General features: G+C 59.7%; 15 protein-coding genes and 1 pseudogene. 3 read left to right on the forward strand and 13 right to left on the reverse strand.

Going from position 1 to position 16222, the window contains the following annotated elements:
• Window positions 1–33: 33 nt before the first annotated feature.
• The 6 genes from U5805_RS20930 to U5805_RS20955 form a co-directional block, all read right to left on the reverse strand.
• On the reverse strand, window positions 34–399 hold the full coding sequence (locus tag U5805_RS20930) for a response regulator (protein WP_322105404.1): 366 nt from the start codon (window positions 397–399) through the stop codon (window positions 34–36).
• Between the two features lie 70 nt (window positions 400–469).
• Complete coding sequence (locus U5805_RS20935; RefSeq protein WP_322105405.1) at window positions 470–1456, reverse strand: chemotaxis protein CheX; 987 nt, start codon at window positions 1454–1456, stop codon at window positions 470–472.
• Between the two features lie 37 nt (window positions 1457–1493).
• Window positions 1494–2024: a hypothetical protein gene (locus U5805_RS20940; protein ID WP_322105406.1), complete on the reverse strand. Its 531-nt coding sequence runs from the start codon at window positions 2022–2024 to the stop codon at window positions 1494–1496.
• On the reverse strand, window positions 2021–2722 hold the full coding sequence (locus tag U5805_RS20945; RefSeq protein ID WP_322105407.1) for a methyl-accepting chemotaxis protein: 702 nt from the start codon (window positions 2720–2722) through the stop codon (window positions 2021–2023). The genes U5805_RS20940 and U5805_RS20945 overlap by 4 nt, the downstream gene beginning before the upstream one ends.
• Before the next feature lie 63 nt (window positions 2723–2785).
• On the reverse strand, window positions 2786–5146 hold the full coding sequence (locus tag U5805_RS20950; RefSeq protein WP_322105408.1) for a HAMP domain-containing protein: 2361 nt from the start codon (window positions 5144–5146) through the stop codon (window positions 2786–2788).
• Between the two features lie 201 nt (window positions 5147–5347).
• Window positions 5348–5881, reverse strand: a complete 534-nt coding sequence (locus tag U5805_RS20955) for a GNAT family N-acetyltransferase (RefSeq protein WP_322105409.1) — start codon at window positions 5879–5881, stop codon at window positions 5348–5350.
• A 222-nt stretch (window positions 5882–6103) separates the two neighbouring features.
• On the opposite strand from U5805_RS20955, the gene cobF reads away from it, so the two are divergent.
• A complete protein-coding gene (gene cobF / locus U5805_RS20960) occupies window positions 6104–6877 on the forward strand; it encodes a precorrin-6A synthase (deacetylating) (protein WP_322105410.1) in 774 nt (257 codons plus the stop codon).
• Window positions 6878–6940: 63 nt separating this feature from the next.
• Here cobF and U5805_RS20965 read toward each other — a convergent pair whose 3' ends face one another.
• From U5805_RS20965 to U5805_RS20980, 4 genes are all read right to left on the reverse strand, one after another.
• On the reverse strand, window positions 6941–7651 hold the full coding sequence (locus U5805_RS20965) for a PepSY-associated TM helix domain-containing protein (protein WP_322105411.1): 711 nt from the start codon (window positions 7649–7651) through the stop codon (window positions 6941–6943).
• Window positions 7648–8331, reverse strand: coding sequence for a Fe2+-dependent dioxygenase (locus U5805_RS20970; protein ID WP_322105412.1), 684 nt, complete (start codon window positions 8329–8331; stop codon window positions 7648–7650). Before U5805_RS20970 ends, U5805_RS20965 begins: the two co-directional genes overlap by 4 nt.
• A gap of 94 nt (window positions 8332–8425) precedes the next feature.
• Window positions 8426–10618 carry a TonB-dependent siderophore receptor gene (locus tag U5805_RS20975; protein ID WP_322105413.1) on the reverse strand — a complete coding sequence of 731 codons (2193 nt, stop codon included), beginning with the start codon at window positions 10616–10618 and terminating at the stop codon, window positions 8426–8428.
• Between the two features lie 488 nt (window positions 10619–11106).
• Window positions 11107–11409 (reverse strand): hypothetical protein, encoded by a 303-nt coding sequence (locus tag U5805_RS20980; RefSeq protein ID WP_322105414.1) that lies wholly within the window; start codon window positions 11407–11409, stop codon window positions 11107–11109.
• Between the two features lie 208 nt (window positions 11410–11617).
• Between U5805_RS20980 and U5805_RS20985 the strand changes: the two genes are divergently transcribed.
• Window positions 11618–11836, forward strand: coding sequence for a hypothetical protein (locus U5805_RS20985; RefSeq protein ID WP_322105415.1), 219 nt, complete (start codon window positions 11618–11620; stop codon window positions 11834–11836).
• A 958-nt stretch (window positions 11837–12794) separates the two neighbouring features.
• Window positions 12795–12971, forward strand: coding sequence for a DUF2892 domain-containing protein (locus U5805_RS20990; RefSeq protein ID WP_322105416.1), 177 nt, complete (start codon window positions 12795–12797; stop codon window positions 12969–12971).
• A 285-nt stretch (window positions 12972–13256) separates the two neighbouring features.
• On the opposite strand, the gene U5805_RS20995 is transcribed toward U5805_RS20990, so the two are convergent.
• The 3 genes and pseudogenes from U5805_RS20995 to U5805_RS21005 form a co-directional block, all read right to left on the reverse strand.
• Entirely contained in the window at window positions 13257–13529 is a 273-nt protein-coding gene (locus U5805_RS20995; RefSeq protein ID WP_322105417.1) for a hypothetical protein, read from the reverse strand.
• Window positions 13530–13754: 225 nt separating this feature from the next.
• Window positions 13755–15176 (reverse strand): hypothetical protein, encoded by a 1422-nt coding sequence (locus U5805_RS21000; RefSeq protein WP_322105418.1) that lies wholly within the window; start codon window positions 15174–15176, stop codon window positions 13755–13757.
• Window positions 15166–16222, reverse strand: a pseudogene (locus U5805_RS21005) (type VI secretion system tip protein VgrG); the annotation flags it as partial. The pseudogene U5805_RS21005 and the gene U5805_RS21000, both read right to left, overlap by 11 nt.

Consider the following 16222-nt stretch of genomic DNA (forward strand, 5'->3'; position numbering starts at 1 on the left):
CCGAGGTTTTTTTTGCCGCGGCGTTCAGGCCGATCAGCTCGCGAGCTTGCGGAACGTTTCCAGCACCGCTTCGCCCTTGAACGGCTTCACGATCCAGCCGCGCACGCCGGCGGCCTTGCCGCGCTCCTTCATGGCCGGGCTGCTCTCCGTGGTGAGCATCACCACGTTCACGGCCGTATTCGCGAGTTCGCTGCGAATCTTCTCGACCATCGTGAGGCCGTCCATGTTCGGCATGTTCACGTCGCTCACCACGAGCTTCACGCCGGGATTCGAGCGCAGTTTCGCGAGACCGTCCTTGCCGTCCACGGCCGTATCGACTTCCAGGCCGTTCTTGCGCAGAAAGCCGGCCACTTCGTCGCGCACCGTGCTCGAGTCGTCCACCACCAGAATCTTTGCCATGTTGTGCATCTCCTTCTTCACGCCGGATGCGGCGCACGTTGGGTCAAACCTTCAGGTCGGAACCTTGGGGTCAAAATAGTTCGAGTTCGCCGCTCGCCTGTTCTTCCACGGCGGCCGCCGCCGCAAGCGCCGCCGTTTCGTCGAAGCCTTCGCGCGACCAGCCGAGGCTGAACACGAAGCGTTGATCGATGACGACCTCGCGGCCTGTTTTCGAGTCCGTAAGCCGGTACTTGATGCAAAGCTGCGGATTGTCCGAGCCGAACGACAGATAGTGACGGCGATGATTGATGAGCAGCGGCACCTGCACCTGCGTGCGGTTCGCGCCCGCTTCGTCGCTCGCGCGCGCATTGCCCAGATAACGGTTGCGGAACGCGCCCCAAACGAGATTCGTGAGTTCGCCGAGCACGCCGTTGACGTCGCGGAAATCGCTGCTTTCGTCGCGGCCCGCGCGCGCCGGCAAGAGTTCGATGAGCGGCGCTTCCTCGGTCTGCATGAGCAGCCAGCCGCGGCACCATGCCGTTTCGATTGGAATCAGCGTGAGCACTTCGCCGAAGATGATGCGATCGCGCACCACGCTCGGCGCGTCCCAATGCACGTCGAGATCGGGAAAGAGTCCGCGCAGACGGCCGAACGTCATGTCGGTGATGCCGTCCACGAGCGGGTCGGGGTAATCGTGCGAAAACACCTGCGCGTCGAGCGCCGCGAGCAGCGTCGCGTCGTCGTCGTCGCACCATGTCGAGCGCGAGGCGTCGCGCAATGCCTCGGGCAGATCGTCGCCGTTCGTGGCGGCTGCGCGGCGCAACACGATGGGCAGTTCCGGCCGCTCCGCCTGAAGCGCGAGGGCAACCGCCGCGGCCGCTTCGTGCGAGCCGCCGAAATCGTCGCCGAGCAGCACGCCGCCCAGGTCGTAGTGCATTTTGAGCGCGGCGGAAAGCGCCTCGCGCCGCACGGGCACGCATATGCCGTGATGTTCCTCGCACAACCGCGCGATGGCTTGCGCGCGCGCCGTGTCGCTTTCGAGCAGCAACAGCTTGCTGATCGGCTTGTTCGCGTTCATGGTTCCTTTCCGCTGGTTGTTGCAAGCTGGATGGCGATCAGAAAAATTCGAGTTCGCCGGCGCTGTCGTGCGCGTCTGTCGTTGCTGCCGCAACGAAATCGAGCGGCGTTTGCGTGCATACGCATAGCGTCGCGCCCAGCCGCACATCGTCGTTGAGCGTAAGCGCAAACGATTGCACGTAATCGGGCTGCAATTCGCGCAGGTACGGCAGGCAGCCGCTTTCGAGCGCATACGGCGTGGACATGCCGAGGTCCGGAAAATGCTCGACCAATTGCTGATTCATCGCGCCGCAACAGAGATTGCCGTATTCCATGAAGCATTCCGTCAACGTGCGCGCCGCATCGCCGACGTAGTAGCGGCGCGTGCGTTCGTCGTCGTCGAAATGCAGCACCAGCAGCAGGCGAAATTGCATCGACGCAATGGTCAGGATAACCAGGTGTTCGCCTTGCGCCTCGTCGTCGGCGCGGCGCACCGCTTCGCACGACTGGCCTTCCTGCACCACCAGGCGCATGCGCGCCGCGGACGTAAAGATCCGCTCGAAGCTGTCTTTCGCGTGCTCGCCGATCATGCGTTCGCCTCGGCGCGCGTCGCTTCGAGTTGCGCGTGCAGTTGCGTCGACGCGGCCTCGACGCTCGCGAGCGATGCCGAAATCATCTTGCCGCCCGCCTGAATGTCCTGGAACGTCGATGCGGTAATCAGGTCGTTGCGGTTGAGGCTGTCGCGATAGCTTTTCGACAATTCCTGCGAGCGCGTGGCCAGCGTGCGCACTTCTCCCGCCACGATCGAGAAGCCGCGGCCCGCCGCGCCCGCACGCGCCGCTTCGATCGACGCGTTGAGCGAGACGATCAGCACATGGCTCACGATCGACGAAAGCTCCTGATTCTTGCGGTGCATGTCCTGGTTCTGCGCCATCAGCGAGATCATCTGTTCGTGCCAGCGCTCGAACGTCGACGACATCAGCTTGAGGCGCGCCGCCTCGCCCGCAATATGAGCCGCGCGGCTCATCGCTTCGTCGCCGCGCTGGCGCTCGCTGGCAAGCGCGGCCTCTAGCGCGTCCGCTATCGAGCGGCGCTGCGCGAGTTCCGCGCGCAACGTCTCGATCTGCGCGTCGAGCGCAGCCTGTTGCCGCGCGGCCTCTTCCTGCTGCCCGGCGCGCTGTGCTTCGAGATTCGCGAATGCGTCGGCGTGCAGCGCTTGCTGCGCATCGAGCGCCGCGCGCAAGGCGTTTTTCGCGCGGCGGCTCGTTGCAAACGCTACGATCGCCATCAGCACGACACAAGCCGCGCCACTCATCAAATACGGTAACACCACTGCGCCCCCCGGCTGCGCTCAGCTTGCCAGCGCTTCTTCTTGCTTGTCGTCAGCCGCATCGGCAACCTGCACCGCCCATTGCTGCGGCAGTCGCACGATGGTCTGGAAATGACGGAATTCGGCGCCGTGGCGGTCGTCGGTGAAGCGCAGCTCGATGGTGCCGCCTTCGCGTTCGAGGAACGCGCGCACCGCATCCATGCCCACGCCGCGGCCCGACACTTCGGTAACTTGCGCGGCCGTCGAAAAGCCCGGGCGGAAGATGAATGCGGCCACGGCTTCGTCGCTCAAGGCTTCGTCGGCGCCAATCCAGCCGCGTTCCGCCGCAATGCTGCGAATGCGCCCGAGCGCGAGACCACGGCCGTCGTCGGCGAGCGTCATTTGCAGCGCGCCGTCGCGCACGTTCACGTCGATGCCGATCGCGCCCGCTTCGTTCTTGCCCAGCGCGCGGCGCTGTTCCGGCATTTCGATGCCGTGGTCGAGCGAGTTGCGCAGCAGATGCATGAACACGTCGCGCACGGTGCCCGACGCTTCGCCGCGCAAGCGATAACCGTTGTCCTCCACGCGCACGACGGGCGCCGCCTTGCCGAGTTCGCGCGCCAGCGAAGGCAGCGAATTGGCCACGCCCGCCAGCGCGTCTTCGACGCGTTCGGTGCCGATGCCGCGCAACGTGCGGCGCAATTCGGCGCGCATGGTGCGCAGCGCGTGCAAGTCGTTGTCGTCGGTGTGATCGACGATACGCAGCGTGGCTTCGATCGCATCGCGCGCAATGCCGATGTTGGCTTCGTCGGCTTCCGAACGCGGGCCGCGGCCGAGGCTCACCGAATTGATGCTCGCGTAGTGCTCGACGGCCGCCTTCACGCGCGCCAGATCGTCGATCAGCGCTTGCTGGTCCCATACGTGATCGGGGTCGTCGCGGCGCAGCGCATCGTAACGCTGCTCCACTTCGTGCGCCACGCCCGTGACGTGTTGCAGGCTGTACGTGCGCGCGTTGCCCTTGATCGTGTGCATGTTGCGGAACAGCTCGGCGATCGCGTTGGCGTCCGCGCAATCGTGCTGGCGAATGATGCGCTCGTTCTCGTGGATAAAGCCCGTCGCGCTGTCCACGAAGTGATGGAACTTCTCTTCGTTGACCGCGAGAATTTCGCCGATCATTTCCAGGCGGCGCTTCTGCTCGCCTGCTTCGGCGGCGAGTTCGCGCAGCTCCGTCACGTCGCGCACGCAGAGCATCAGGCGCACGACCACGTCGTTTTCGTCGGTGATCGCGGACCAGCTCAAATCCAGCACCTTCGCGCGCCCGTCCGGCAGCGTACGCGTGATTTCGTTCACGAGCAGATGCTGATTGAAGGCGAAGTTCACGTCGTCCTCGCCAAGACATGCGTACACGGCGGCGTCGATTTGCGAAAGCGTGTCGGCGTCCAGGTGCGTGTGCGAGAACACGAGGTCCATGAGCGAGCGGCCCGCGATGTCGTCGGTTTCGAAAATCGCTTCGAGATACGCGGAATATTCGCTGTGGATCGTCGCGCCCTCGACCACCGTGAGAATGCCCTGCTGCATGTTCTGCAACATCGCCTGAATGTCGGCGGTCTTGCGCTTGAGTTGCGCGGAGCTATGCTGAATCTTCTCGATCATGCCGTTGAACGCCACGATCGAATGACCGATTTCGTCCATGCGCACCACCGGCACGCGGCGCGTAAAGTCCTGATTCGACGCGATCTCGCTCATCTCTTCCTGCATGCGCGAGAGCGGGCGCGTGATCTGGCGATACAGCAGCAGGCCGATGAGGGTCAGCAGCAGAATGGCGCCGCCGGTCACGCCGGCAATGGCGCTAGTGGTCGTGTCGAGCGTCCCGTTGAGCGTATTGATCGCCTCGTCTTTCTGGCGGTTCTTTTCCACGCGCATCGTCGTGACGATGCCTTCCAGTTCGTCGCGATACTGGGCCACGTTCGCGAAAAGATAGGCCTGAGCCAGCTCGTTCTTGCCGCTCGCCTTCATCTTCGCGGTGTCGTCGATCGCGGAGAAGTAGTTGTTGATGCTTTCCTGCGCCTGCGCGACCAGACCGTCCTGCGCGTGGCTCGCGGCGGCCTTGCGTTGCACTTCGAGCGCTGCGCGCAACGCGGCTTCCTTTTCCTTGAGGTCGTTTTGCGCGAGCGACGCGATGTTCGCGTCGGGTGCGTAGACGAGCGTCATGGTCGCGAGCTGCACGTCCTTGACGAGCGCGACGAGATCGGAGGAAGCCAGCGCGCTGGGCACGACGCCTTGTGTGACCTGGCGGACGTCGGTGGCGCTGCGGCGAGCCTGATAAACCGCGTAGCCGCCGATGGCGGACAACGCAACGAACATCAGGACGATGAGTAGCGTGATGCGATGACGAATGGTCATGTTTAATCCCCGGGCCACCCCATGCCGGCCGCGCTATGACTGCGCGACTCGTGGCATTGGTGGCCAATTTATTCACGGTGAATAATGACCTTTAGGTATGACGAAATGATGACTGTGTTTAATCCGTCACGTTGACCCCATTTTTTACCGCATCTTCTAACGCATCTTCTAACGCCTCATCTAGCGCATGCACCGGCTGCGTTAATCGGGTTGAGCGGGATTGTCGAGGAAGCACACCATGAGGTCGTCGTCGAAATACTCGCCGCCGATGCACAGGCCGCGCGGCTCCACGCCATAGCGCACGAAGCCGAGCGAACGATACAGCGCTTGCGCGCGAGGATTTTGTCCGCTCACGACGAGATGCACCTGAAGCACGCCGCGCTCGCGCGCTTCGTCCATCGCGCGCGCGATGAGTTGCCGGCCGATGCCCGAGCGCCGGTAATCCGGGTGGACGAATACGCCCCAGATGAACGCTTTGTGCGACTCCTTTTGCCGCGCCTTTCGCATGAGTCCCGTGATGCCCGCGAGCGTGTCGCCGTCGAATGCGCCGAACACAATTTGTGTTTCGCTGGCACGCATGCGCGCGAGGTTTTGCTCGGGCGTCAGCGCCGCTTCTTCTTCGTAAGTGGGCACGATGCCGGCCGGATAGTTCTGCGTGGCTTGCAGGCGCATGGCGTGAAACGCTTGCGCGTCTTGCCCAGTCAACGGTCGAATCGCAAGGCTCGGTTCGTTCATGGTGAATGCGGGATTGGAATGATCCGCAAGGCTAACATGCCATCGCGCGATTCAGCCTTGCCATAAGACGCAGACTCGCGCAATCCCCGCGCAATGCGCGCCATGGAAAATACATCGCCGTTGAGCGTAGCCGCGCATCCTGCCCGCGTATTGAACAAAATTGCCCACCGCCGCACTCGCGTTATCATCGCGGCGAGGCAATATCTTTACGGGAATTCCAACGTGAAACGCATTCTTGTCATCGGTATCGGCGCGGGCGATCCCGACTATCTGACCGTGCAAGCCATCAACGCGCTCAACGCCGCCGACGTATTCTTCGTGATGGACAAAGGCGCCGCGAAAGACAAGCTCGTCGCGCTGCGCAAAGAGATTTGCGCGCGCTTTGTCAAGGACCGCAATTACCGCATTGTCGAGGCGACGAGTCCCGAGCGCCGCCGCGACGAAGGCATCGGCTACAAGGCCGCCGTCGACGAGTTGAATCGCGACAAGCAACGCGTATTCGCACGCCTGATCGAAGAGGAATTGAGCGAAGGGCAATGCGGCGCGTTTCTCGTGTGGGGCGATCCTTCGCTTTACGACAGCACGATTCGCATTCTCGATGCCATTCTCGAAGAGGGACAACTGACGTTCGACTTCGAAGTGATTCCCGGAATCAGCAGCGTGCAGGCGCTTGCGGCGAAGCATCGCGTGCCGCTCAATTTCATCGGCAAATCCGTGAGCATCACCACGGGAAGACGGCTTGCGGAGGGAGGCTTTCCGCACGACGTGGATAGCGCGGTCGTGATGCTCGATGCTCAAAATGCCTATGCGCAACTCGAAGGCAAAGACCTCGACATCTATTGGGGCGCGTATGTCGGCACGCCCGACGAGATTTTGATCGCGGGACCGCTGGACGAAGTGAAAGACGATATCGTGCGCGTGCGAGCGCAGGCGCGTGAAGCGAACGGCTGGATCATGGACACGTATTTACTACGCAAGCGCGACTCGAAAGCGTAAATGAAACCAATGAAAAAGGCGCTTCATCGAGCGCCTTTTGGTATTTTCCTTAAACGTTAAAGCTCAAGTCAGGCCCACGCAAACCGCCACGACAATCGAACCGAGCAGCAGCACCGCGCCAATCGTCTTGCGCTTGTTGAGTTCGGTCCACAGCAGCACGCCCGTAAGCGAAAGCAGAATGAGCGCGCCCGCGAAGCTGTCGATGAACAGCACCCAGCCGATACTCATGCCCACGCCTTTGTGCAGATTCGTGAGCGTGGCGAAGAACGAATTGTCGTTGCGCTTGAGCGTGAGCTTGTCGTCGCCTACCCAGTATTCGACCATCACGCTTTCGCGAGGCGAGGTGAACATCATCTGCCAATGCTCGGGCTGCACCACCGTGCGGTCGCCCCATGCCACCTTGTGTTCGGGCTCCTTCTGCACGCGGCCCATGCGCGCCGGTAACTTGAGGTCGGCTTGCGAGCGAAGCCACTTCGCCATTTCGCGCGGCGTTTCCGGTGCGGGATCGGGCACGTCGATTTGCATGGTCGACACTTGCGGCGCGCCCGGCGATATGCGCAGCGGCTCGCCGCGATGATTGAGCACGAATCCCGTCGTGCCGAACAGCAAGCCAAGCGCGGCGCCCCACAGGCCCACCCAGCCATGCACCTTGCGCAGCCATTTGATGAAGGTCGCGCGACGCGATCGTTTCGCGCGCTCCTCCTGTTGCGCAGCGTCGAGATGCGTATGCGGCGCGGCGGCCGGCGCCATCTCGGCGGTATCGGTGGTACTCATGTTTCACTCCAAAGTCGCAAGAGATTGTGATAGCAACCGACGAGACTGCGGCGCGCTTGCGCGTCGGCATCGCTTGCATTGAGGCGCTGGATTGCCGTGTCCATGTCGAACAGCAAGCCGCGCTTCGTGTCGTCGCGAACGAGGCTTTGCACCCAGAAGAAACTCGCGACACGCACGCCGCGCGTCACCGGCGTCACCTGATGCAAGCTCGTGGCCGGATACACGATCATGTCGCCGGCGGGCAGTTTCACTTCCTGCACGCCATAGGTGTCTTCGACGATCAGCTCGCCGCCGTCGTATTCATCGGGCGCCGAGAGAAACAGCGTGCATGAGACATCGGTGCGCAGCTTCACGCCGTTGGGCAACACGCGCACCGCGCCATCGACGTGACTGCCGAACGTCATGCCGCCTTCGTAGCGATTGAACAACGGCGGATACACCTGGTTCGGCAGTGCCGCGCTGATGAAAAGCGGATTGCGTTCGATGGCGGCAAGCACCGCGTCGCCGAGTTCGCGTGCAATGGGCGTGTGCTCCGCGATCTGCTGATTGCGTTTGACGGGCGCGCCGGACCAGCCCGCCGTAGCGCGGCCGTCCACCCAGGCATCGCCCGCGTTGTCGAGCTTCGCGCGCAGCGCGCGCACTTGTTCGGGCGTAAGGAGATTGGGGACGTGAACCAGCATCGTCGTTTCCTTCGTGGCTTGCTACGCGTGTCGGTCGAACGTGCAAAAAGCCCGCAACGATGCGGGCTTCGCGTGACACACGTATGCGCGGTAATCAGAACCGGTAGTCGGCCGTCGCCAGGAACGTGCGGCCAATGCCCGGCACCGAGCGCCCGCCGTCCGACTGGATGAGCGCATCATAGTAAAACTTGTTGGTGAGATTGAGCAGGTTCAAGCGCACGTCCCACTTCTTTTCGTGGTATTCGGCCATCGCATCCCAACGCGTATAGCCGCCCGTTTCCACGTAATTCGTGTTGGCCGCGTAACGCGCCGACATATAGGTCGGGCCGCCGCCGACTTCCCAATGCGGCGTGAACGCATACGTGGTCCAGAGCGTGAACGTATTGCGCGGCGTGTTGGCGGGCGTGTTGCCCTGCGTGCCGTCGAGCGCCTTCAGCACGATGCCGTCCATATACGTATAGCCCGCGAACACTTGCCACTTGTTCGTGATGTGGCCCGTCGCGCCGGCCTGGAAACCGCGCACGCGAATGTCGCCTTCGAGCGAATATTCGCCGGTGGACGTTTGCGTGCGGGCGTTATCCATCTCTTGCTGGAAGAACGCCGACGTCACCGAAAGATTGCCGCCCAGCAAATCCCACTTCCCGCCCACTTCATACGACTTGGTATGTTCGGGTGCGAGATTCTGCGTGTTGTTCGTGACGGTCAGCGCTTCGAGCGACGGATCGAACGACGTGCCGTACGAGAAATAATACGACTGCCAGTCGGTCGGCTGATAAATCGCGCCCGCGCGCACGCTCGTGAACGTGTTGGTTTGATCGGCATAAAGCGGCGCGCTGATCGTGTTGGCGATATGCGCCTGGAAGCGATCCCAACGCAGGCCGCCAATCAACTTCCAGTGCTCGCCCAGCGACATCGTTTCGTTGAAGTAAGCGGCAAACGTGGTCGCGCCCGACTCCGCATGATTGCCGACCGTCTGCGTGACGTTCGACGGTGTGGGGATATACACAGGATCAAGCAGCGAAACGATCGGCAGATTGTTACGCGTGTAGGCCTGATTCGTGTAACTGTCGTGGCCGATCTCCACGCCCGCCAGCAATTCGTGCTTCACGAAGCCCGTGCTGAACTTGTACTGCGCCATCGTATCGTTGTAGATCGAATGGTTTTCGATCACGCGATCGTGACTCGCCAGCTTCACGTAAAGGTCTTCGAGCGGCAGGTTCGTGTAGTTGCCGTTTTTCAGCGCCGTACTCGTAGCCAGAGGCCCGGTCAGCACCGCGCCCGCAGCGGTCTCGCGCGCATCGGTGAGCGAGTGCGAGAACTGCGTCTGGTTGCTGATCTTGAACTGATCGTTGAACTTGTGATCGACGCGCGCCTGCACGGTTTGCACGTCCTGAATCGTGCGGTCGTCGGTGAGGCCGTAATAGGTGCTTTTCGACTGCGCGAACGGATGACCGTTGATCGACTGCACGCCGTAATCGGGCATGTCGTAGTTATGCTGGATCAGCGCCGAAATTGTCACTTCGGTCGGCGTGCCGATGCCGAAACGCAGCTCGGGCGCGAAGCCGTAATCCTTGTTCTTCATCTCGTCGCGCGACGAGCCCATCGACTGGCCGAACGCATTCAAGCGGAACGCCGCGTGGTCGCCGAGCGGACGATCGACGTCGAGCGTCGTGCGATAACGGTCGTCCGTGCCGACGGTCGCCGACACTTCCGTGAGCGGCTTGAGGCCCGCCTGCTTCGTCACCTGATTGATCACGCCGCCTGTCGAACCGCGGCCGAACAGCATCGACGAAGGACCGTAGAGCACTTCGATCGACTCGAGATCGAACGTGTCGCGATAGTACTGGTTGCGATCGCGGAAGCCGTCGAGATAAATGTCGTTTTGCGCCGTGAAGCCGCGCAGATTGATGTTGTTGCCGATCTGGCCGCCTTCCGCGCCGCCGATCGTGATGCCGGGCGCGTTGCGCAGCGCGTCCTGAAACGACGTTGCGCCCTGCGATTGCATGACCGCCTTGTTAATGACCGTCACCGTCTGCGGAATGTCGCGCAGCGCCGTGGGCGTTTTCGCGCCCACCGTCGACTTGTCTGCCTGGAAGTCCTGAGTATCGGCCTGGCCCGAAACGGAGATCGTGGGCAACGTGGTGGCCGACGCGGGCGCCGCCTCGGCGGTTTGCGCGGCGGGCGCGCCCGTGGTGGCGGCAGGCGCGCTCTGCGCGAAAGCGGTCGATGCGTAAGGTACGGCAAAAGCCAGCGCGAGCGCACTCGCGAGCGGCGTCCTGGTCAACATGGGTTCCCTGTCTAGGCAAAACCCGGCCGCACGACGCGCAGTCGCAGCGCGGACGACACGGGTTGTTTGGCTGGCTGGCCGCCCCAAAAGAACGCGGGATACGAAGCCTGGCTGGCTAGTTGTTATTCAAAAGATCCCGGAACGTTCCCGAGAATGAGAATCGGTATCATTCCATATGTTTCGACATGTTTCAATGCGAAATGCGTTTCGCGCCGCAAAGTGTGGGTAATTTGCCGCGAGCCATTCTTATAATGATTTTGTAAGGCTTATAGAGTCAGGCGCAATCCGGGTTTGACGCTCATTTCGTATAGTCTGATTAATATTTATGTAGGGTTTATAAATATTTCTGAAAGAATCAGACTGTACTTTTGTGGCCGTCCACTCGATGCGTTCTATTTATGTGGACCTAAACCATCACTGCGGATTAACGTTGGCGCCCCCGCTTATCTTGACTGCGCGTGATTTATCTTTATCGCGTTATCGGACGATTACTGCAACACTCTGCGCAACGCGGCCAGCTCGTGATTCAAACGAAGATGCAGCGCCGTGTTGGTGGTGCGCTCGGCGCGAAGCTGCGCATCGAGGGAGAGCACGATTTCTCCCAGCGCGTCGATGCAATCGAGCAGCGGATCGTGACCGCGATGCACCGCGGCCTCCGGTGCCGGCGGCTCCAACGGTATCGCCGTTTCGGCGGAGGGAGCCGCCTCGGGCTCTTGCTCCATGATCGGCGGCGGAACGACGGAGGCCGGTTCGGTTTCGAACAGCGACTTGAACAGCATCGGAAGTTTCATTGCAATGACCTGCGGCGAGGGGCGCATATCATCGCATCGGCGTGAAAAGTTCTGTCCCAAAAAGTGGCGATGAAGAAGGCAACTGCGCGGCGCCAGGTACGATGATCCTCGCGCAACAGCGGTTTCAGAATGTTCTGATATCACACAACGCTCTCGCCCCCTAAGGTTGCCAAATTCTTGTCAAATATATTTGAAGAATTAGGTTTACATGTACAACACTTATGCATTTCAGACCCTTGAAAGAACGCTGCAAGGGGTTAGCATTCCAATTGAACTGCGTATTGCGGCAGCAGAGGGACTAGGCACGATGGGCGGGCGTTTTGCGAGAGTCGCACTGATCGACGCGGTGAAAAGCGACGTAATTCCTATTGAGGTTCGCGTGGCGGCGGCCAAGGCGCTGGGACTTGCTGCGAAATCGAAAGATTGATCGGATTTATGTGCGATGGATATTATGCTTTTTAATAGGGATTTGTTAGTAAATTGAATCCCGATAAATCTTAAAAGTCGTGGATTTAAAGCGGATGATGGAGCGTGCCGAGCAGACGCGACTGCGTGTTCCATGTCATCCAGAAGCTCCATCAGAATGCGGCGCGCGTACTGGTACGCGTCGACCAGGTGAATACCGTGCCGCGTTGCGGAAGTTCCAGGGCGAGGCTTCGATCCGCAAACACGATTGATTAGCTATGCGAATCAAAAGGTATGAGCCCTCGCCTCCATGAATCGAACGATTATGGGACGCAGCAAGTCACTTGCGGAGGAAGGCAGCCGCGAGCCTTACGCGGGTCAAGAACGGAGGAGACCTGGCGCAAACATGCCCAACCTTATCCACACATTCGGTTGACACCCCTGTGCGTAACCCCTGAACGACCTGCCCAACTCCTTGACGCATAACGAATCCCGCGCCGAGTCGCAGCACGCGTCACCGCGTCCGATCTTTTCCACAGTTTTTGGGCATAAGTCCGTGGATAACTCTTCCCCCCAAAGCGTGGAATCCCACGCCACAGGGCTTTGCGCGCCATGTGGGGGGAAGTAGAGCATTCCCCCCCGCCGCCGAACGTCATTCCCCACGTTTTCCCCTCACGGCGCAGCGCGAGAAAACCTGCCGCTCCCCAAGGCGGGGACGGCGCTGTGTAGTAGAAGGTGTTTTGTAAAACTTTCAAGCGAGTGACCGTTGCGGGTCATGCTGACAAGTCACTTGTACACCCAACAGCGCATACAGCTAATCTGTTCACGCTGCGATGCACATATGACGATGCATACTGTGGGGATTCCCCACGGCGGACGTTGGGCGAATGGCCGCAGGCGCAACGAATCCAACAAGCGTCAAGGACTGCATGGGGCCGGAGGCCCATCATGATCGCTCCACCCACAACCACTGAGGTTTCATGGTCCTTTGCTATAACGTCAAGGGTATCGACCGGACATTCAGGATCGTTGCGGGAGTGGCCTTGCTCGCCGCGACACCGGTCATCGGCTATTGGGGATGCGTTGGGCTCGTTCCGCTCGTGACAGGCATCGTCGGCTACTGCCCGTTCTACTCGCTTTTCTCCAGAGGCTCCTGAACTCGCCACGATGATAGGGTTACAGTTCGTAGCTGTTGCCCCGCCCGTCCAGCAAACACGACACCTCGATCAACGGGCTCCAGAGCGTCGGCACACCCGCCACCGACTTCACTGCCTCACCGGCTTCGCGGTGCAGGGCCTCGACATGACGGGGGTGAAACGCCACCGCATGGGGGTTTGCGCCCGTGTGCCTGGGTGTAGGTGCGGATGCCGTCCTCGATGAGCCTGAAGGTACCGCGTGCGATTGCTGCTGTTCTCACAAAATCATTCCTGTGATTTTCCGTGTCAGTGCAGCGCCCGCATGTCCGGCTCCGGCCTGGAAGGGGTCGGCCTGAGCGAATCCGGAATCTCCAGTGCGCTCAACCGTGGCGCGTCCACGGTCGGATCGGCAAGAACCACCAGCCGGCCCACGTACACCACGCAGTTCGGAATGTTGCCAACGAGCCGCCGCATCAGCGCCGTAGGCACGATCGCAACGGTGGGCCAGCATCCGTGCTGCTTCTCGAACGCTGGAACCATCGGCGCGAGTTGCCTGCACAGCTCATCGAGCAGTTCCATGTTCATCGTTCACAGCCCCTTTCCGCGTTCTTCACCAGTTGCTCCATGTACTGTTCCGGTTCGAAACGCATGCGCACCACCGGCTCACCCGCGGGCGACTCATCCAGCCACCCCGACCGGCCAAGCCGCTGGCTGTCCCCAAGTCGCACCGATATCTTTCGCCACCTTGACGTGTGCGAGGTTATTCGCGTCGAACACGTCATGAGTTTCTGGACATTTCGGCGCTTACACACCAAGCCAATGCCAGTAGTGATACGGCACTACGCCGCCCAGTCTGCCGAGGTCCGGCGCTATCTGACCTGCCAGCAGGTAACGCTCGGTTTCGGGGTGCGTGCTGTCTGTGTCTCTCAAGCCCGACGCCATAGTTCGAGCTACCCAACGCCCCTCGCGGGGGCAGGGTTCGCCTGGCTTGCATCGTGCCGATAACGCCAGGTCAGCATCCCATAGCCAACGATCAGATTTGCGTTCAAGGCTCTCGGTTTGCTCGCCTCTGAGCAGGCCAACGACGAACTGGCCCTGTTCGCCGCTGGCGGACACGCTGCGGTAGTAACCGGGTTCGATAACCGTCTCGCCGGGGCGGACTGGCCGCAACGACATCTTCTCGCGCTGTCGCGCTTCGTAGTCCTTCCACTCGGCAGGCGTCGAGGGATAGTCGGTGTCGAAAGTAACTCGGGCGGTCTTGGTCCGATCCGAAGGGAAATTGACCCGCCCTCCCACACCAAAAACCCCCTTGACATTAATAGTCGTAAAGACAAGCGCATCAAACTCGTAGGTTCCTTTTGGCACCTTGCCTCTTGGAACTGCTTTAAATTTGAACGTCACAGAGCCACCTTCTGGCAGGGTGACGAATGTCCCGGAGTCGCCCATCGGCTGTTCGATCGTTTCAACCGAATAGTCACCTTTGTTCACTATTGGGGCACCAGCCAGATCAGTACGCCATTCGCCATTTCCGCCTACGCGGAATCCGCTAATTTCGAGCCTATCTCCCCCAAGCTTGATCCACTGGTCAGGCGTCCTCATCCTGATCGGAAAGTGCCCACCATTGATAAATTTTACCGAGACGATAAATCTATCTCTTTCCCGCTGAACGTCAGCGACAGTTGCGTCGAGTTTGACTATTGGACGGCCGTCTGGCGTGTATTTTTTCAACGAATATTTGAAAAAATCATCAATAGTAAAGGCCAACTTCTTCGGTAGCTCAGCGAGACGACCTTGGTAATCGACCGGCTTCCCATCCTGGATACAACCGATTGAGTAATTGATCATCGGATCCACCCGCAGATCAGTAGATGCTTTTTCCTCGGCGGCCTGACATAACTGATCGCGGATACCGATTGCGCGCTTCAAATCGTCGGTTGAAAGTTGGGCTTCTAAGAGGCCAACTCCGTCGAAATGACTGTCCAACGTACTTGACAACGCATTCGATATCGCGAGACGAATTTTCCCGGTTGATGGCCATACGCCGATACCGTTACCTCCGTATTGGTGATCGCCTACAACCGAGAAGGCAAATGAGCCGACATTGTCGGTCGCTTCATCTGCACGCGCATTTTTTGGCATAACGAATGTTCCGCATAGAAGATAAACCAGGAGAACTAACCGGGCAATAATTGGTAAATCAATATTTCCGGCATAGTTATGATTCATAGCCAATTCTCCACTTTTTCCAGATAGGCTTAGATCTATCTCCATTTTCATATTGCGGATGTTCGCCAGTCAGATCGCAGAAATGTCGTCTGATATATTCGAGATAATATGGATGTACGGCCGCACTCGGGGACGCATTGCCACCTGTGGAAACTTGCTTGTTGGCACCGTAGCCCATAAGGTTATCTTGCGAACTAATCTGCCACGTTTCCTTGCCCTGATTGGTTTCTCCGAGTTTGAAATCAAGTTGCTGATCCTTGATGTACTGCTGATGCACCCATCCACCATACGACCAATATTCGTCCGGATAGTTGAAAAGATGACCGCATTCATGTGCCAATACGTTAGTATCATACGGCATGTCTTGCCAAACAAAGCTCTTGTCTGGTAGCTGCTTCTGATACATATTCCACTCCCCCCACGATCCGGCGTCGGCGCGATGAGCGCGCGAAAAAAGGTTGATCGTCTTGTGGATTTTTTTACCGTTGCCAACCGCCGCGCCCTTAATGCTCAAAAGCAGTTCCACCTTAAACACGACAGACACGCGACATCCACAAGCGGCCCCCCTTGAGCAACCATTCAGGATCAGCTTGCTCCTATGCTCATTCAGAACAGCCTCAATCTGCCTCCTTATTGCTTCGACATTGAAGTTCGGTCCGACGCAATCGCGATACTTCAGCACATAGCCATTCACTGGATTGTCGACTCCATTCCCAGCGACGGTCCAAAGGCTATCGTGATCGAAGGGTACAGACTGTGGCTTTCCGTCAGGACCGGGTAATGATTTGCCCCACTGATCGCATGGGACGATTTCAACGGGTATGAGTTGAACCCGAACCGTCGCATAAAGCGTCTTGCTTTGATCGTCGTATGAGAGTTCCAGCTTCGTATCGAATTGATTGCCACTTAGGGGCCGCGTTCCACGTGCGTCAGGCGTAGGCCAAGCAGTGTCTTTGTCTACCCATCCATAATATAGTCCCGTTTCGGCCGTATCCTTGCGCTCTTGTGTGAACGCTGGCGTATGCCAGTCACATACAACAGGTGTC

It is taken from the genome of Paraburkholderia sp. J41 (assembly GCF_905220235.1).
GTDB lineage: Bacteria > Pseudomonadota > Gammaproteobacteria > Burkholderiales > Burkholderiaceae > Paraburkholderia.